The 17,542-nt window shown below is 59.8% G+C and carries 13 protein-coding genes; 4 read left to right on the plus strand and 9 right to left on the minus strand.

Features of this window, described 5'->3' with window-relative positions; all coding sequences use genetic code 11:
* Positions 1 to 18 precede the first annotated feature (18 nt).
* Positions 19 to 2,085 carry a hypothetical protein gene (locus tag GC425_RS08610; protein ID WP_151844716.1) on the plus strand — a complete coding sequence of 689 codons (2,067 nt, stop codon included), beginning with the start codon at positions 19 to 21 and terminating at the stop codon, positions 2,083 to 2,085.
* Here GC425_RS08610 and GC425_RS08615 read toward each other — a convergent pair.
* The 7 genes from GC425_RS08615 to wecB all read right to left on the minus strand — a co-directional run bounded on the left by GC425_RS08615 (position 2,010) and on the right by wecB (position 11,883).
* On the minus strand, positions 2,010 to 4,055 hold the full coding sequence (locus GC425_RS08615; protein ID WP_151844717.1) for a glycosyltransferase: 2,046 nt from the start codon (positions 4,053 to 4,055) through the stop codon (positions 2,010 to 2,012). The two genes, GC425_RS08610 and GC425_RS08615, sit on opposite strands and share 76 nt — an antisense overlap.
* A 30-nt stretch (positions 4,056 to 4,085) precedes the next feature.
* On the minus strand, positions 4,086 to 4,910 hold the full coding sequence (locus GC425_RS08620; protein WP_151844718.1) for a hypothetical protein: 825 nt from the start codon (positions 4,908 to 4,910) through the stop codon (positions 4,086 to 4,088).
* Between the two features lie 45 nt (positions 4,911 to 4,955).
* A complete protein-coding gene (locus tag GC425_RS08625) occupies positions 4,956 to 6,386 on the minus strand; it encodes a glycosyltransferase family 4 protein (protein WP_151844719.1) in 1,431 nt (476 codons plus the stop codon).
* A gap of 35 nt (positions 6,387 to 6,421) precedes the next feature.
* Positions 6,422 to 8,005 (minus strand): glycosyltransferase, encoded by a 1,584-nt coding sequence (locus tag GC425_RS08630; RefSeq protein ID WP_257823234.1) that lies wholly within the window; start codon positions 8,003 to 8,005, stop codon positions 6,422 to 6,424.
* The gene (locus tag GC425_RS08635) at positions 8,006 to 9,292 is read right to left on the minus strand and encodes a glycosyltransferase family 4 protein (protein WP_257823236.1); all 1,287 of its coding nucleotides are present in this window, start codon (positions 9,290 to 9,292) and stop codon (positions 8,006 to 8,008) included.
* Between the two features lie 69 nt (positions 9,293 to 9,361).
* Positions 9,362 to 10,609, minus strand: a complete 1,248-nt coding sequence (wecC, locus tag GC425_RS08640) for a UDP-N-acetyl-D-mannosamine dehydrogenase (RefSeq protein ID WP_151844722.1) — start codon at positions 10,607 to 10,609, stop codon at positions 9,362 to 9,364.
* A 104-nt stretch (positions 10,610 to 10,713) separates the two neighbouring features.
* On the minus strand, positions 10,714 to 11,883 hold the full coding sequence (gene wecB, locus GC425_RS08645; RefSeq protein ID WP_151844723.1) for a non-hydrolyzing UDP-N-acetylglucosamine 2-epimerase: 1,170 nt from the start codon (positions 11,881 to 11,883) through the stop codon (positions 10,714 to 10,716).
* Between the two features lie 547 nt (positions 11,884 to 12,430).
* Here wecB and GC425_RS08650 point away from each other — a divergent pair.
* Both GC425_RS08650 and GC425_RS08655 read left to right on the plus strand, forming a co-directional pair.
* Positions 12,431 to 13,237 carry a hypothetical protein gene (locus GC425_RS08650; protein WP_192930428.1) on the plus strand — a complete coding sequence of 269 codons (807 nt, stop codon included), beginning with the start codon at positions 12,431 to 12,433 and terminating at the stop codon, positions 13,235 to 13,237.
* Between the two features lie 63 nt (positions 13,238 to 13,300).
* A complete protein-coding gene (locus GC425_RS08655; protein WP_151844725.1) occupies positions 13,301 to 13,726 on the plus strand; it encodes a hypothetical protein in 426 nt (141 codons plus the stop codon).
* Between the two features lie 111 nt (positions 13,727 to 13,837).
* Here GC425_RS08655 and GC425_RS08660 read toward each other — a convergent pair whose 3' ends face one another.
* Both GC425_RS08660 and GC425_RS08665 read right to left on the minus strand, forming a co-directional pair.
* Positions 13,838 to 15,571, minus strand: coding sequence for a VanW family protein (locus tag GC425_RS08660; protein WP_231699795.1), 1,734 nt, complete (start codon positions 15,569 to 15,571; stop codon positions 13,838 to 13,840).
* A gap of 195 nt (positions 15,572 to 15,766) precedes the next feature.
* The gene (locus GC425_RS08665; protein ID WP_151844727.1) at positions 15,767 to 16,984 is read right to left on the minus strand and encodes a glycoside hydrolase family 3 N-terminal domain-containing protein; all 1,218 of its coding nucleotides are present in this window, start codon (positions 16,982 to 16,984) and stop codon (positions 15,767 to 15,769) included.
* 18 nt (positions 16,985 to 17,002) lie between these two features.
* On the opposite strand from GC425_RS08665, the gene GC425_RS08670 reads away from it, so the two are divergent.
* Entirely contained in the window at positions 17,003 to 17,518 is a 516-nt protein-coding gene (locus GC425_RS08670) for a universal stress protein (protein WP_151844728.1), read from the plus strand.
* Positions 17,519 to 17,542: the final 24 nt, after the last annotated feature.

The following is a 17,542-nucleotide window of genomic DNA, read 5'->3' on the forward strand; positions in this document are numbered from 1 at the left end:
TTAACGTAGGATGAACGCATGGCAGTTCGTCTTTATCCTTACGGTTTCCTGCTCACAGATCGCCCTGCGGCTATTTCTGATCTAGAACTAAGGGGATTTAGCACGGAACACGTATGGGGCGAGATTTTTCTTTATAAACAAAAAGACGAACCGTGCACTATTAAAGGTGACTTTGACTGCGGACTTATCTGGTTAGGTCACGGCGCCAATACCGCCGATGATTCCTCCGGCGACATTGCAGAGGACGCCTACCACGCGCTGCTGGATGGCAAGGAGAGCTTCGAGCAGCTTCTGGACTACTCGGTGGGACGATGGGCCTGCGTCGTATTCCTTGAGGGCCGCGGCTACGTGTACAACGACATGCTCGCCTCCCAGCCGGTGTACATCCACCGGGAGTCCTTCCTCCTCTCCTCCCACCTGCCGCTGCTCACCGAGGAGATTGATACGCGGGAGGGCACACAGGGCACCATCACGCGCCTAGGCCAGCATCGCCTATGGGACGAAACTGAGGATGCGCGCGCCGCCGCGCTCCCACCGAACTTCGCCTACGACCTTCAGCAGCGAAGCCTCACGCGCTACTACCCTCACGCGGGCACGAGCATCGACGCGTCCGTCACGCAGGAGTCCCTGGATACCGCGATCCAGCTGGCCCAGCGATCGGTCAAGCACTGGCTGCAACAGCCTTTAAAGACCCACTGCGCGCTGACCGCGGGCGTCGACACGCGCCTGTGCGCAGCGGTAGCCCTGTCCGTCTCCAAGGACCTCACGTTCATCACCTACGGCAGTGTCTCTCCACCATCGCCGGAGGACGGGAGCACCGAGCGTTCCTACAAGATCGACGTGACGATCTCGCGGCAGATCGCCGAGGCCTTCTCCGTCCCCCACATCACGCTGTCCATCGAGGACGCCGGCGAGTTCGCCTTGTCCGAGGAGCAGAAAAGCACCCTCTCCCGCAGTTTCCATGGCCAACACGCGGCAATTTTCCGCGGCCTGTATGAAAACACATTGGGGCGACAGCCATCCCTGTGCTTCGTGGGCTCCGGTTTTGAGGGCTTCCGCGACTACTACGTTAGCGCGAATCGCCCCATCCCAAGCAGTGCCGTGTTCAAGAAAATCACGGGTGCTGTGGCCGGTTTTTCCGAATCCCGGCGCGGCTACACGCTGTCCGACGAGCAGGCCCACGAGCTGTGGGAGCGCTACGACTACGACACGGTGCTCGCCTCCGGCTACCCCGTGTCCAACATGCTGTACATGGAGCTGCGCGCGGGACGCTTCCAGTCCGAGGCCATCAATAGCCAAACCAGTGCATTCCTGCCGATCAATCCCCTGGCCATTCGTAAGGTTTTTGAAAAGGCGCAGGCGCATTCCTTCTATAACCGGAAGAAGAACCTGTTTTCCAAGCGCATTGTGGAATCCACCTACCCGGCACTGGCGGGCTTCCCGGTCAATGGCAAGCCATTCCATGTGGAGGAGATTCGCACGCCGGGGAATGTCACGCTGCACCACAGGAAGGATAAAGCCAGCGATTCCGAGCCAATCCATCAAACCCTGCCGGATATTGTCCAGCTCAGCGAGGACGAATTATTCGAAGGCGGCGAGGTTTTCTTCCGCGGCATTCAGGACAACGACCACAGCAGCGATCACGAGGCTTTGTGCATCACTATTCACAACCCCTATGACCCAGGCCGAACAGTGAGCAATATCGTCCACTTTGTGCGCGTCGACGGCACGGATTTAGCAATCTACCCCATTGGAACGCACCCCGAGCCGCTTACGCTCACGCTCACCGGGCTGGCTCCTGGCGCACAAGTGGATGTGGGCGTGCGCTCCACGAAAAAAAATGGCTCGGCCTGGACCGGAGCCAGCCGCACGCAGCTACTGGCCTGGGACGTCTACCCCACGAAGGCAGACCAGGAGCTGGGGGTGAAAGCTACTGCACCCTGTCTTAAGGGCGGTGTGCATCCGCGCCCCGCCCTCCGGCCGTCCACTTACCCGGCGATTCGCACGGATCACCCGTGGTTATATAAATCCGCAATCTCGCGAATATATTCCAGCGTGGGCCGCCGCTCCTGGTGGGGAACCTGAGCCAGTTTTGGGACGTACCACTCCCACATAAATCGGCGGTATTTCGTTGCCCGATACCGCCTGAACAGCCGTTTCTCGCGAAGCCACCGCGCAGTCTGCTTCTCCCGGAGCAGACTTTTGCGGAAATAGTCGGCCGTGATCACATTGGTGACCGATCCCTCCCGTTCCGCATAATAATTCACGTACGCATCCGTCACGCATCCACGCTGACGCGCAGCCACTGCGATCTGCCACCCGAATAAACTATCTTGACCGACGCCGCCCTCGACAAAACGGATCCCCGACTGGTGAAGCAGCGCGCGTGATATCAGGCTGGACTGCGTGGGAATAACGGGGAATGCGAAGAGCCACAGGAATGCCCGCGCGGAGAGAGCAAAGCACCGGCCTTTCAGGCCTTCGTAATAGCCGTCCGTGCCCACGGTGTTGGTGGCGATTTTCCGCTGGTAGCCCACCAGAAAGTCTGGCTGTCTGCGCCGCGACTCTCGATGCAGCGCGCCCGCGCGTTCCAGGAGGCGGTCATATCCCCGGAAGGAGATCTCATTATCGGGATCTAGGAATGCGACGAAGTCGCCGCGCGCGGCGTCGATTCCCCTATTTCTGGGTCGGGAGGCGGACCCGCTGGGCGTTGCCCCCGCGCGGAGGACGGTCATCTGTGGCACCAGGCGGTCCAGGCGTTCCAGGGCGGAGAGGGAGTCGCTGGGCGTGCTGCCATCGTCGACGATGAGTATTTGCCAGCGGTCCCAGGTGCTGTGGCACAGGAGGCTGAGGAGGCATCGGCCGAGGTAGAAGTCCGCGTTGTTACACACCGGTGTGATGAGTGTGAGCGCGGGGGTGTGCGTGGCGGGCGCGAGTTCGGTCGGCTCCGGCTCGGTGAGGTTCAGCTCGGTGGAGGTGAGCTCGGTCGGCAGGAGGAAGCGGCGCGCCAGGCTGTCCCAGTCGAGGCTGATCGCATCCAGGCCGCTGGCGCGCAGGAGCAACACGAGGTCCTGGATGCGTTCCGGGGTGAGTTCCACGGGCTGGGGTGTGGAGAGGTGGAAGACTTCCCTATCCTCCGCGGTGTCGGCGCGCTCACGAGAAAACACCACGCGTTGCTGGGCAGGGTTCTGCTGGGCTGATTTTTGTTCAGCCGCGTTCTCGTGGGTCACGTGCTGAATGCACTCAAACGGCTCAGCGCACGGGAGATTCGCTTTCGGGACAATACTGCGCAAAATACGCCGGAGTTGCCCGCGGCGTGAATAGTTCTTCATGCACTGCTGGGAGGCATTCAGCAGCACTATGCCCAGGAGCTCGCGTTGATTCTCCGTCAGCGTATCGGGAGCATTCAGGCCGTCACACAGATCAGCGGAAAAGAGGAGGGAGGGTAATGAATTGAACAGCTGGGCGTCGTATATGTCACGGACCAGGAAACCACGCCGAATATAGTCAGCATCGGCCAGGAAACGCTCCGCTACGGTCAGCGTGGGCGCCGCAGCGGCCCTATCCACGGCGGGAATTGCGCCGGTGATCTGCGTTGATAGTTCACCGGAATCGGAGATAAACCACGGGCGCTCGGAATCCTCGGGGAGGCACTGGATGGTTTCTACGCGCAGAGTATGGGCAGTATCGGCGGGGAGAGCGCAATTCGCCGACCCCCGTTCCGTCAGCAGAATATCCGCCAGTTCGATCAGGTCGTTGCATTCTTCGACGGCGAGAGTGGCACCCGTCTGCCACAGGATAATCCGGATGTCGGGGTTATTCACACGGAGCCACTGGAGCGTCTCTCGCACCGACGAACGCATCTCGGGAGAAAGCTTTTGCGCGTGGATTTCCAGCAGCACATAATGGGCGGGATCCGCGTTCGCGTTGTCGGCGGCTCGGAGATTCTCGGGGGAAAAATCGTGAGGGCACAGGGAGAGGCAATCGTCGGCGTGGATGCTGCGCAGGAAAGCCTCGCTCCCCACATGAATGCCGCGAATAGTAGCCGTGCTCACCTGTGCTCACCTGTTGTGGTCACGTGCGAATTAATCCTCAGGCTCCGCCTCAAGCCGAGCGCTCGGATACAGCGTCCGCACACCCACCTGCAGCGGCAACACCGGCATATCCACCAAGCCCACGAAATGGGAAATGCCTTCGTCTTCCTCCAGCTCTTCCGAGGCGCCATCCTGCACCAGCGCCACCACAATACGGCCATCCAACGCCAGCTCTCGGAGGTCGTAATAATCCGAATTGAAGTTGGACTCGCGGTCAATGACCAGGCCCGTTCCGGAGCTATTCTTCAGCGTAGAGTTCAGCTCCTTCACGGAATCAAACTCCGACGCATCGAGAGTGCTCGGAGTATCCAGCAACGACTGACGGGCGTAAATCGCATCCGGGGAGAGGAAATCAATCAGATGGGACAGCGTCTTGTCTTTCAGAATCTGGGCGCTATCCTCGCCGTGGTGTAATGCCCCGCCCCGCAGGAACTCGGCAACGTGCACCACGTCCAAGGAAGGCTTATCCTCCGAGCCGGCATGTCCGGCACCGCCGGAGACCAGCGCCGGAATCTGATCCTCGGAGCGGCCCAATTCCTGATTGAATTGACGCTCAAACCGGGTGAGCTGCGCTTTAGTTCGCTCCACGCGCTTCTCGGTTTTGCGAATATCCCGCGTCAATCGGGTCACGGCCTGAATAGAGGCCTCGTTGTAAATCATGATGAGCGGCAGTGCCGTGAGTGCCAGGATCAGCACCGTGTAGTGGTGGAAAATAAGGGCCACGGCCACACCGTATCCCACCGCAATAAGAATGAGCAGCAGGCTCAGCTTCCAGCGCCTACCTGTCCGTGGTTTCTTGTCGTGATCTTGTGCCATTATCCTTCGCCTGAATGTTGTTCTTACAAGGGAACTGATGGGGTCTTAGAGGGAAATGAGGTTTCCAGCGTCCTGCCTACGCAGCAGCGGCAGCTTCTTCGCCGGTGCCGCGATGCTGAGCAAGGAGTTTTTCATCCTCTCGGACACAAGACTCCAGCTGTATTCCTCCGCGATGGTCTGCTGAGCATTCTTGACCATGGTGCGCTGCACGTCGGCGTCGTCGAGGAGATATTCAATCTCCCGGGCGAGGGATTCCGGATCCTGCTCCTGGAACACACGGGCGATCCTTCCGCCCTGCGCCAGCTCGCTGAGCGCCGAGACGCTGGAGACCAGCAGCGGGCGGCCGGCGGCCATCGCCTCGAACGGTTTCAGTGGCGTGACGCACTCAGTGGCCGGGGTGGACTTTCGGGGCAGGCACACCATTTTGACGTCGTTGAATTGGTAGACGGCCTGGCTAGCGGGAACCTTTCCTGCGAGATTGACCTGGTCGTCGATCCCCAGATCATGGGCCAGCTTGCGCAGGAACTTTTCCTCCTTGCCACCACCTACGATTTTCGCGGTGACGGTCTTGCCCTTCTTCTTCAGCTCGTGAATGGCGTGCAGCAACACGTCCAGGCCCTCGTAATCCACCAGGGAGCCCACATAGCCGATGTCGTAATTGAAGGTCTCCACCTCATCCAGCGGAGGTACCAGGCTAAAGCGGGTGGCATCCACGGCATTGGGGACAAGGCCGATCTCCACGGACTTCTCGTTGCGTTCCTTCAGCAGGTTGGCCATGGAGTGGTTCATGGAGACCACGCAATCGGCAGACGCCACCGTGGCATCCTCCATGCGCGCAATCCGGTTGGCCTTTCCATATGCCCCGCGGCCCTGGAATACCAGCTCCCACAGGCCAGAGATTTCATACAGCACCGGCAATCCCAGCTGATGTGCTGCAATCAACGCCGGCAGCGCAATCAGATACGTGGACCGCACGTGCACCACATTCGGCTGCTCGCGCTCGAACACCTCTAAGTACTTGGAGACGCAATCCAGCATGTAGCGGAACTCGCCCCTCTTGCGGGGAAAGTCCGTAGACAGGTGGCGGTAACGCACGCCATCAACCACGTCGTCCTCGTATGGCGGACGGGCGCGCTTATCCACACGCTCCTGAATAAAGCCTGGTCGCGTGTACCCAATAACGGTCAGGCCGTTTCCCTGCAGGCCCTTCAACAGTCCCTGGGCGCGCCCGGTGTAGCCACCAATGTGGTTCGGCAGGGACGAGTGCAAAATGGTGACAACCTTGGTCCGGCTCTGGAGGCGAATACCACCCTTATCCGTAATCTCTTCCGAGGAGTACCGCTGGGACAGGTTAATCAGCTCCACGGCCGCCTGAGCTTCCTTATACAGGGTGCGATCTTTCGGATCGTTCAGCTCCTCGTGATCCATGGCCACGATGGACTCAAAATCACCCTGGTCCCATAAGTCCTTAATCATCGCACTCTGTGCGCTTTCTTTGTGTGGCTGTAACACTATTCTTGTCCTAAAAATTCGTATACTGTACTGAGAAGTTTTTCGTGCCGCTGCCAGGTATTGTCCGCGGCCACGGAGTGTAACCCGGTGGAATCGCGGGACCCCGTGGAATCGCGTGGCCTCACGGAATGGTGCGACCCCGCATTATGCCGGAAGCATTGTACGTCATCAATTGCCTGAGCCAATGCCGCGGTATTCCCCGGTTCCACATATACCGCTCGACCACCTGTGACCTCCTTGAGCGCCGGAAGATCGCTGGCAATGATTGCTTTATCACACGCCATGGCCATCAACGGCTTCATGGGCGGCACTGCCCGTGTGACTCTTTCATCTCTGCGTGGGATGATCAAGGCATCAAGTGCCGCATAATATTTCCACACCTCCTCATGAGGTACACGCCCATAAAAACGAATGCGGTCCTGCAGTTTCAAGGCCTCCACCTGGTCCACAAGACGGTGATATTCTTCCCCATCACCCACGATAACCAGGCGAATATTCTTACGCACCTGCTGCATTGCCTCAATCAACAGATCAATGCCCTCGTAGCCCACCAGCGCGCTGATCACGCCGATGTAGACCGTGTCCTCACGCTCGGGCTCCCACCCCAGCTCCAGCCGCAGCGCGGCCACATCATAGCTCCGCTGCAGCCACTGCTCCTCCACCCCGTTGGGCAGCACGAAGATCTTCTCCTCGTCCACACCCGCCGCGACCAGCATATTCTTGATCACCTGGCTGATGCACACCACGGCCGCGGCCTTGCGGGCAGCGTCCACTTCCTGCTTCCAGACGTGGGCATACTGCTCCGAGCCCGCAGCCACCTCAGCCAGCTCCGCCGGCATCCGAGACAACCACGTGTCCTGTGCAAGCCCCCGCATTTCATAGATCCACGGGATCCCTAGCTGCCGCGCAGCACAGGACACCACCTGCGCATTGGCATATGGCGTTGTGGTGTGAAGCACGGTTGCCTGCATGTCCCGCGCTTTTTCCACCAGCAATTCCGCCGCATACTCGGCCCGTTTCTTCTCCGACCAGGGATAACGCCACCCCACCAATCGGGACACATTATGACGCGCATCGTCAATGGGAAAATGGAGATGCCCGATAACCAGCGGATATCCCAGCCGAGTAATTCCCCGCACGCGCATTCCCATACGTTCGTACATGTCCATAATCGCCCGGGACCGCAGCGAATATCCCGACTGGGTAAAGGGCAGTGAATTGGTGAGAACATACGCCACGGTGGCGCCGCGTCCCGCATTCTGGTGCGCTGTAGGGCTTTCTATAATCGACGCCGCCTCTCGCCCAGCCGCCTCACCCCCATTAACAAGGCGCGTAACAACCCGGCCAATTCCTTCGCGCACCAGCGACGTTTTCCGCTCCCAGGTTCCCGCCTTATTGACGTAGAGCTGGCCGTCAATATACACAGACTGTCCGGGAGCAGCCAGGTGCTGCATCCAGGGTGCAGTACGGTCAAAGCGCTGCGCAATCTTCTGCACAAAACTGCGCGGCTCGGTCAGCAGATGATGCAGCGAAAAACTACACACGCATGCGGCTCGCTGCAGCGCAATTCCCAGGGTGTTCATTTACGCCACCACCCGATTAAGGAAGCTAAGTACGTCATCGGGCACGGATTCTTCCCGCAACCGCTTCACCCAGCGCTGCCCCTTGTCCGAAGGGGTCAGCAAGCTCGGGTTATTGATGAGCCTGATCCATAGAGCCGCCAACGCCTCGGGGTTTTCGGGCTTCACCACATGTCCCGCACCCAGCTGCTCAATGAGGTGTCCACCTTCGCCGCTGACCACACCGGAAATGTGTACTCCCACTTCCATGAGCTCGTAGGTCTTGGACGGCACGGTCCATTCCAGAGGCTCCCAGTCCGTCAGGTGAACCAGCGCGGTATCGGCCCAGCTATACAAATCATTGAGAGAATCTGCCGGGCGGCGGCGCAGAAACTCGGCTTCAATGCCTTCCTGCCGGGCAATCTCATGCAGGCGTTTTTTCGCAGCCCCTGCACCCACAAAAGTCAGATGGATGTCATACCCAGCGTTACGAACCAGTGCCGCAGCCTTCAGCGCGTTTTCTAGGTTCTGTGCGCGCCCCAAGGTGCCGGCGTAAAGCACATGCAAACCGCGCTGTTTTTCAGCTGGCGCAATGGCTTCCGTGTCGTGTGATTCTGGAGGAAAGACATTCCGGATCGTCAGCACATTGCGGGGTGTGGACTTGTCTTCCAATGTGTCCAGCAAACGCTCACGAAAGTTCTCCGAGGTCACGATAATCCCATCGGCCTTATCCAGCACCGTGGATAGCACCTGCCGGGTCATGCTCACCACCGCGGGCAGCGGCCCCTTCCTCAACACGCGCTCGCGCAGGGACGTCTTTCCCAGGGATTTGTTCCATTTATCGGCATAGGCCAACAGGTCTGGCCACGCATCCCGCAGGTCAATCACAAAGGGAACTTTCATGTATCGCGCAATAACTGCAGCCAACGCTGCGGTGGGTAATGCGGGAACGGTACCGATAATCAGATCCACATCCCGCAGGCACTGCCGGTATCGAAACACGGTCCACACGGTGGACAAGGCTCCGGCCGCCTGGTGCGCAATTTTCGCAGTGAGGGAGTCACCATTGGGGAAATAGCCGCTGCGGATAATCAGCTCTCCGCCAATGCCGCGTTCACCATGCAAAGAATTGTGGTGGCTCGCACGGCGGCGCTGCCGAGCATAATCCTTGAATGAGGAGGCTTGTTCCTGCATCGGCGGTGGCGTAATCACCACTACCTCGTGCCCGCCGGCGTCCGTAAGAATCTTACTGAGCCATGACCAACGCCGTTGTGGCACACCATTTTCTGGGTACCACAACTGCGAGAGCACTAAGATCTTCAGGGCTTCTTCTCCTCAACAAGGCGGCACAGCGCACCGCGAACAAGGGGCACAAGCGCGCTATTTACGCCAGATTCCCTTCGTGTCGATCACCGTCTTGCCGTCCAAGGTGGAGCGGTCCAGCTCAATAAACTCCTTGTGGTTCACCAGCAACAACACCACATCCGCGGCTGCAACTGCGTCCTCCACGGATTGCAGTTGAACATTGTCGAATGCTGCCAAGGAGTGAGGCAGGGCGTCGATATTTGGCTCAACCACGCGCAGGTCGTAACCCGGATTGTCCTCGGCGAGCGTGCGCACAATATCCAAGGACGGCGACTCGCGAAGGTCATCAATATCGTTCTTAAACGCAATTCCCAGCGCCGCAACGACTGGCTTTTCCAGGGATTCCAGCGCCTTATTGACCTTGCCCAATACCCACTCCGGCTTGGCATCATTGACTTCACGGGCCAAGCGAATGAGCTTTGCCTCCTCCGGCACCGAAGACACAATGAACCATGGGTCCACCGCAATGCAATGTCCTCCGACGCCCGGCCCTGGTTGCAAAATGTTCACTCGAGGGTGATGGTTCGCCAACTCGATCAGCTCCCACACATCAATTCCCAGGCGATCGCTAATCAAGGACAGCTCATTGGCGAACGCAATGTTGATGTCGCGGAAGGAGTTTTCCGTTAGCTTCGCCATTTCCGCAGTGGTTGCGTCTGTCCGCAGCAATTCGGCGGTACAGAAGGTGCCGTAGAGGTCGCAGGCCATCTGCGTGGCTCGAGGAGTGAGTCCGCCAATAACGCGGTCGTTATTCTCCATCTCCTCCATGATTTGTCCAGGTAGAACGCGCTCCGGGCAGTGCGCCACGAAAATGGCATTGTCCGCGCCCTCATCCAGGGACAGATCGGGGCGCAAATTCAGCAGAGTGTCCGCCATGGCACGGGTGGTTCCTGGAGGGGAGGTGGATTCCAGCACCACCAGCGCACCCGGCTTCAGGTGGGGCGCCATAGCTTCCGCCGCGGAATTGATGTACTTCGGATCAACCTCGTGATTGTCCTTAAAAGGCGTAGGCACGCAGACAATGTAGGCGTCCGCCTCAATCTGCTCGGACTGGGCCACCAAATAGCCCTCGGACACGACCTTCTCCAGCAGCTCATCAAAGCCCGGCTCCACGAAAGGAACCTCGCCCCGATTAATGGATTCCACGAAGGTGGGGTTGACGTCCACGCCCGTCACTTTGATGTTTTTCGAGGCGATGAACGCTGCAGTGGGAAGGCCGATGTATCCGAGCCCAACCACACATACTGACTCAAATTGTTGCATTGTTATTCCTTTTGTGCAGGTAAAACGGTATTTTTAAGACTGTTCTATCTTGTTATGTATGCCACTCGCGGGACGCGAGCGCCCGGCCGCGCCCCGGGGGGGTGTTAGAGCAGCACCCGGGACTCGTTCTTCACGCTGAAGTCCGCCAGCCGCTCGCCCACGCCCAGAAGCTCCGCGATCGCCGCGACAGCACGTGAGGCGCCGAACCCATCACCATACGGATTCACCGCATTGGCCATGGCGTCGTAGGCATCATCGTCATCCAGCAGCAGACGGGATTCGGCGACGATCAGCTTGCGGTCCGTGCCCACCAGCTTGACCGTGCCGGCGTCCACGGCTTCGGGACGTTCGGTGTTGTTGCGCATCACGAGCACGGGCTTGCCCAGGGACGGCGCCTCCTCCTGAACCCCGCCGGAGTCCGTCAGGATCACGTCGGCGCGGTTCAGCAGCTTCGTGAACTGGTCATACGGCAGCGGATCGGTGATGACCACGTTGCCGAGGGACTCCACCTCCGGCAGCACCGCGGAGCGCACCAGCGGGTTGAGGTGCAGCGGCAGGACGAATTGAACGTCGGGGTAAATGATCGCCAGGTCCTGTACCGCGCCGCCGATTTCCTTCATTGCGTCCAGGTTTTCGCGCCGGTGCGTGGTCACCACGACCATTCGCCGATTCCCCGACGCCGCCTCCGCCAATGCCGGATCCTCAAAACGAGTGTTCCAGCTTGCTGCTTCCAAAAGTGCGTCGATGACCGTATTTCCGGTGACCACTATGCCACGGGAATCGATGTTTTCAATGCACAGGTTCTCTTTGGCACCGGCAGTTGGGGCGAGGTGCAGGGACGCTACCTGACCGATAATTTTACGGTTGGCTTCTTCAGGGAATGGGGACAGAATATCGCCGGTGCGCAGGCCCGCTTCCAGGTGAACAATTTTCACGTCGCGGTGGAAACCAGCGATAGCGGCAGCGGCGGCAGTGGAAGTATCGCCTTGAGAAACGATAACGTCTGGATTGTATTCATCAATGACCGAATCAAGCCCGGCAATAGCGCGGGACACCAGTTCATTGAGGCCCTGCCCCTGCTTCATGAGTTGCAGGTCCACCGTGGGCGTAATGCCAAACATGGTGTTGACCTGTTCGAGCATTTCCTTGTGCTGACCAGTGGAAACAGCAATGGACTCGAACCTCTCGTCCCGCTCCAGCTCCTTAATGAGCGGAGCGACTTTGATTGCCTCAGGACGAGTTCCGTACACCGTCATCACCTTCGGCCGTGACATTATTTCTCCTCAAGCCTCGTGGATTTTCTTCAGTTCAGCGACACAACGATTGCGTTCTGTAGGATATTTTTGCTTAGGAGGATAATTATGCCGTTCGCACATCGCTTTACTTAGTACTAAGCTGCACAATCTACGTTCTCGCAGGGCATTAATTATCGTTTCCTAAGTCAACATTCTCCGTTCAATCAGTAGCTTAGATGTATGTTTACATGAAACCCGTTGCAGATTACAACCCCCTGCTTGCCCGTTAACTTAGAATTAATCTCCGCAAAACCCACCGGTCATACAGGGGCACTATTAATAGTGTTGTGGGACAAATCATTTCCGCATCAGTTACTTAATAGCGTAGGGAAACAAATTGATCTGTACCGCCTCCGTTAACCGAGAAACCTAAGTAGAAATACTTTCATAACTTAGTGTACACTCACTTGGCGTTAGGGCATACTTACCATTCGTTAGGCTAAAGATAGCTTCGGGTGGGTGGTTCCCTCGCCTCTCCAATCTTCTGACATGTCTTTTCGACCTGAAATACTGAAAGGTATTCACAATGCGCACGTTCCGCACGATTGCACTCGCTGTAACCACTGCGTCTTCCATTGCTTTTGCCGGTTCCGCCGTCGCCGTAGCCGACACCCAGGACACCGAGAGCACCCCATCCACCACCGAGCAGACCGCACCAGCTGCCAACGACACCACCACCGACAAGACCGACGAGAACGCCGAAAACAACCCCTCCGAGGACAAGGGTTCCGAGGAGAAGGCAGACTCGAAGGAGGCTGACAACACGGAGTCTGAGGACAAGGCTTCCGACAATAACACCCCCGAAAAGGGTGACAAGGACAACGAGAAGGCTGACGCCGAGCAGAAGCCTGGCGACAAGACGCCAGCACCGAAGAAGGACTCCTTCGACCCACTGGGCTCCCTGGAGCTGGATAAGCCAGTAAAGGGCCAGTCCCTGTTCGGATTCTCCACCGGTAACTGGGGCTCCGGCGACCACCGCTTCGGCTTCGACCTGACCGGCAAGGACGCTGAGGACCGCGAGGACATCCCAGTGTGGGCACAGCTGGTCTTCGGCTCCGCTATCGCTAGCCTGGTTGTTCTGTCCGCTGCAACTCTGGCAAGCCAGGTTCAGGCTCAGCAGATCAACCTGCCTGAGGTGAACCTGCCGGAGATCAAGTTCCCTGAGACCATCACCCTTCCTTCCGTTCAGCTGCCACAGGTGAACTTCAAGGAGATCAAGCTGGAGGGTCTGGCTATCCCAACCTTGCCACAGGCTCAGGGCCCAGCCGCTTCCGGTTTCGACATCGTGTGGCGTGACGTGATCGTGAAGGTTCCAGACGTCGTCTGGCGCTAAGCCCCACGGTTCTCCCTACCCCCTCCGCTCCCCAGCATCTTTCCCCCTGAAAGGCTCCCCACTATGAAGAAGCTTCGCACTGCAACCGTTGCTGTAGCCACCGCTGCCACCATGGCATGCGCTGGCACCTCCTTCGCTGCTGCCGACGAGGCAGCCGCCAACCAGCCAGCTGCATCCCAGCTTGGTGAGGCACAGCAGCCAGCTGCAGACCAGAATGACCAGGCTCCACAGGCCCCTAAGACTGCTGAGAAGCAGACCGAGAAGAAGACCAAGGGTGGCGCCCGCCCAGGCGACCCAACCTACTTCGGAGGCCTCTTCACCAAGATTGGCCACCAGCTGGAGGCTGACCAGGAGATCACCGGCTACGAGTTCTTCGGTTCCTCCGAGCCTGAGCACACCCCTCGTTGGGCTGAGCTCTTCCGCTTCGGCGCTGCCAGCGCTTTCATCGCTGCCGTCGCTTCCGTGCTGAACGTTTTTGTTCCTCGCTAAGCGTGCAGCGCGCATGAGCCACCAGCTCACAGCCCGCTAAAGCCCACAGGCCGGGCGCTCCTCCCTAGGAGCGCCCGGCCTGTCGCTTATCTCCACGCCCCGGGACGAGCCCTACAGCCCCAGATCCCTCAAATCCGGCACCGCAAGCGCCCCGCCGCCAGCGCCGCCCGGCGCGGGAGCATCATCCCGAGCACCACCAGTACCTCCACCGGTAGCACCCCCTCCGGCACTAGCGCCGGCGTCGCCCCGGCCCCCGCCGCCACCGCAGCGCACGATCGGGTTCGGGTCGTACTTCGTGGTGGTGGTATTCCTGCGCAGTTCCTTGCCGGACAGATCCTTCACCACGCGCGTATCCGTCACGGTAAACCCTGGGGCGCCGGAGGATGGGATGCACTTGTCACCACTACCCTGGCGGACCTGCGGCTGGGTGGGGTTGGTCCGTGGGCCGGTGATGGACTCCACGTTCACGTGCTTCACACCCATCAGCTTCACGGTCACGGAGTTGCTGGTGGTCGTAGCGACAATGCGTGCCGGCGTGTTGAACGGGTTCTTGAACTTCAGGTCAATCGTACCTTCGTACACGGTCGCCTCGCGTCCCTCGGGATAGCGGGAGATGTAGTAGCTGTGCGGCTTGTGGGCTACATCGTCCATGCCGGCGAAGTAGGAGGCGTTGTACAGGGTGGTGGCGAACTGAGAGATGCCGCCGCCCACGGCCTCGTCGGCCTTGCCGTTGAGGATGATGCCGGACTTCACGAAGCCCTGAGCCTCTCCACGTGGGCCCGTGTGCCCGTTCAGGCTGAAGGTCTCGCCGGGCAGGACGATGGCTCCGTCGACCATCTCCGCCACGCGTCGAATATTCACTCCGCTAGCGCTACTGAAGCCGCCGGTGGTGAACTCGCCCATCACGTCGTCGAAGCGCGCGTTCTTCGCCTGCTCCGTGGTGTAGGTTGCCTTCTTGTCCTCGTAGAAGACCTCGTGCTCGCGCTCTTTCTTGTTCAGTGCCTTGCCCTGGAAATCCTCCAAAGTCTGATCCCACTTGATGGACACTCCATCGGAGTGCGGAATCACCGTCACATCATTGCCGGAAATCCGGAAGTTCGCGTTACGGAACTCCACCTCGGTGGAGGCCAGCTGCGGCTGAAGGATGTCCTTCGCCGCGTCCATGTTCCAGTCCACCTTCAAGGTGTCTCCCTCTTCGGGGAACGTGAGGATCTTGCCCATATCCTCGGGACGAATCTCACCGGTGACGTTGTCCCGTCCCTTGAACGTCAGCGGCCCGGAGGTCGCCGGCTCCACGATGTCCTTCGCCAGAGCCTTGGCCGCGTCCACGCGGATGGCCGCATTAATAACGTCCGCGTCCACCTTCACGGTGCGCGTCTTGTTGAGCCACTGGCGCTCGATGCCTTCACGCAACACCGCCCGGTCCACATGCTGGCCAGGGATGTCGTTCTTAATGTCCGCCTTGCCTCGGTCGTTCACCGCTAGCGCAGCATTTTCAGCGGGGCGGTCGAGTTCACGTTCCACGCGTAAGATGCTTCGGTCCAGGTTGGCGTCGTTGAAAGAAGAAACAATGCCCACCTCCCGCTTCTTCCAGAAGCTCGTCAGGCGCGTGATCGGGTTCAGTGGCTGCTGCCCGGCCTGGTCCACCGTGCCGGGCCAGTTGACCTGCAGCCCGGATTGGGTGGGTTCGATCACGCTGGTGAGCGTGCCGGCTTCGATGGTGACGGGCTTGCGCACGCTCTCGCCGAGCTCGTTGCGCAGGCGCTGTTCTGCCTGGTTAGGGCTCATTCCGCCGATCTCCACACCACCGACGGTCACGCCGCGGGGCAGCTGCCCCTCGCTCATGGCGTAATCCACTCCGTAGACCACCCCGCCCAGGCCGGTGAGCAGCAGCAGGCCCCAAATCCACAGCGGAATGCGGCGTTGCTTCTGACGGCGCCTATGACGAGGTTTCACGGGGTGTTGGTTTTTCACACAGAAAAGTGTACCGTCCGCAGCATGTTTCGGTGGAACCTTCGCCGCGAACGGGCGCGCTCGGGCCTAGCGCGCGGGGTTATCGCCGGAGTTATTGGGGGCCTGTTCGGCGGAGCGGTCGATGGCCGCTTGGGCGTGCTCGCGGCTAATCCGACCGTCGATAATCGCCGCGCGCACCGCATCCACCACCTGCGCCACGTTGACTTCCCCCGACGCCGCCAGCGCCTGATCGGCTCCAGCAACCAGTGCAGCTACGGTGGATTCTTCGGGGGAGTAGCTGTCTGCCACGGCCGCCATACCGGACAAGTCGTCCGTGATGATGAGGCCGCCGAAGCCGGGCGCGGGGTTTCCGGCTGCCGCGGAGTAACCGCCGGTGCGCAGCAAGTGGTAGACCGCCGGGTTGATGGAGGCCGGCAGCTGCTGCTCTTCTGGGGTGCCGAGCTCCGGGACGAGCATATGGCCGACCATCACCTGCACACCCGGGATGCTCACGAGTTGGGCGAAGGGGACGAGGTCCTGCTGTTCGAGCTGCGGCAGGGGTGGAACGGTGACGCTGCCCTTGTGGGAGTCGCCGGTGGCGTGGCCGTGGCCTGGGAAGTGCTTGATGACCGGGGTGATGCCGGCTTGCTGGAGGCCTTCGGCGTAGGCGCGGGCGTACTCTACCACCACGGCGGGGTCTGCGCTGAAGGAGCGGGAGCCGATGGCGTTTTCTTCTGCGGAAGCTCCGCTGGCGAGGTCTACCACGGGGGCGAAGTCTACGGTGATGCCGAGCTTTTTGATCTTTTCGCCGTGGGTGCGCATCATGTTGCGCACCTCGTCGGCGGAGTGCTTTTCTGCCATCTCTTGTGCGCTGGGAAGTTCGCCGACGATGTCGGCCAGGCGTTGGACGATTCCGCCTTCCTCATCCACGGAGACGGTCAGCGGTTCGCCGGCGCGTTCCTGCAGCGCAGCGATGGACTTCTCTGGGGAGCCCTGGCCGTTGAGGATGGAGAAGTCCGAGCCGGTGCCGACGAAGAGGTGGCGCACACCGGCGTCCACCGCAGCGACTGCGGAGTCCCAGTCCGTGATGGGGGTGGCGATCATTTTTCCGGCGGCGCGGTTGGCGACATCTTCGATGGTGCCAGGGTCTGCAGGAGGATACGGAGTCGCGGCAGCGGTGTTCGATGCATTGGCGTTTCCATCTCGGGATGTGGCGACATCATCATCGGAGGAGGAGCAGCTCGACAGCACAAGTGCGGAACTAGCTAACACAGTCGATAAAACAACAGCAAAACGTGGGCGCATACTACTAACGTAATAGACATGAGCAACAAGCAGGAAACACCAACACATTTTAATCCGGATGCAGACACTGTCCTGATCGCCTTTGATGGCAGCGATCAGTCCCGTCGCGCCATCGACCACGCGGGCCGGTTCCTGTCTGCAAAGAATGCCTACATCTTGACGGTGTGGGAGCCGATTCATCGCCAGGCCGCACGCGCGGCGGGTGTGGGTGGCCTGATGCAGGCGGATCTGTCCACCACCGAAGCTGTAGAAGAGGATCCGGCGTTTAAGGAGGCCACCAGCATCTGCGATGAGGGTGTGACGCTGGCTCGCCAGGCCGGTTTCGCAGTGGAGCCGTTCTTGGTGGAGTCCGGCAGCGCCATTTGGTCCGCGATTGTGGATTCAGCGGATGAGCTGAATGTGGATCTGATTGTGATGGGCACGCGCGCGTTGACTGGCTGGAAGTCCCTGCTTCAGTCTTCGGTGGCGGATGCGATTGTGAAGAACTCGGGCCGCCCGGTATTGATCGTCCCACCTGCGGACGAGGACGAATAGCGAGCGGCTAACCGCCGCCCACGC

Source organism: Corynebacterium sp. zg254 (assembly GCF_024701495.1).
Taxonomy (GTDB): Bacteria; Actinomycetota; Actinomycetes; order Mycobacteriales; family Mycobacteriaceae; genus Corynebacterium; species Corynebacterium zhongnanshanii.

Bases quoted from the DNA above. Each gene is read 5' to 3' on its own strand.
- GC425_RS08610 (WP_151844716.1), top strand. From the start codon at position 19: ATGGCAGTTCGTCTTTATCCTTACGGTTTCCTGCTCACAGATCGCCCT.
- GC425_RS08620 (WP_151844718.1), bottom strand. From the start codon at position 4,910: ATGGCACAAGATCACGACAAGAAACCACGGACAGGTAGGCGCTGGAAG.
- GC425_RS08625 (WP_151844719.1), bottom strand. From the start codon at position 6,386: ATGATTAAGGACTTATGGGACCAGGGTGATTTTGAGTCCATCGTGGCC.
- GC425_RS08630 (WP_257823234.1), bottom strand. From the start codon at position 8,005: ATGAACACCCTGGGAATTGCGCTGCAGCGAGCCGCATGCGTGTGTAGT.
- wecC (WP_151844722.1), bottom strand. From the start codon at position 10,609: ATGCAACAATTTGAGTCAGTATGTGTGGTTGGGCTCGGATACATCGGC.
- wecB (WP_151844723.1), bottom strand. From the start codon at position 11,883: ATGTCACGGCCGAAGGTGATGACGGTGTACGGAACTCGTCCTGAGGCA.
- GC425_RS08650 (WP_192930428.1), top strand. From the start codon at position 12,431: ATGCGCACGTTCCGCACGATTGCACTCGCTGTAACCACTGCGTCTTCC.
- GC425_RS08655 (WP_151844725.1), top strand. From the start codon at position 13,301: ATGAAGAAGCTTCGCACTGCAACCGTTGCTGTAGCCACCGCTGCCACC.
- GC425_RS08660 (WP_231699795.1), bottom strand. From the start codon at position 15,571: ATGAGCGAGGGGCAGCTGCCCCGCGGCGTGACCGTCGGTGGTGTGGAG.
- GC425_RS08665 (WP_151844727.1), bottom strand. From the start codon at position 16,984: ATGCGCCCACGTTTTGCTGTTGTTTTATCGACTGTGTTAGCTAGTTCC.
- GC425_RS08670 (WP_151844728.1), top strand. From the start codon at position 17,003: ATGAGCAACAAGCAGGAAACACCAACACATTTTAATCCGGATGCAGAC.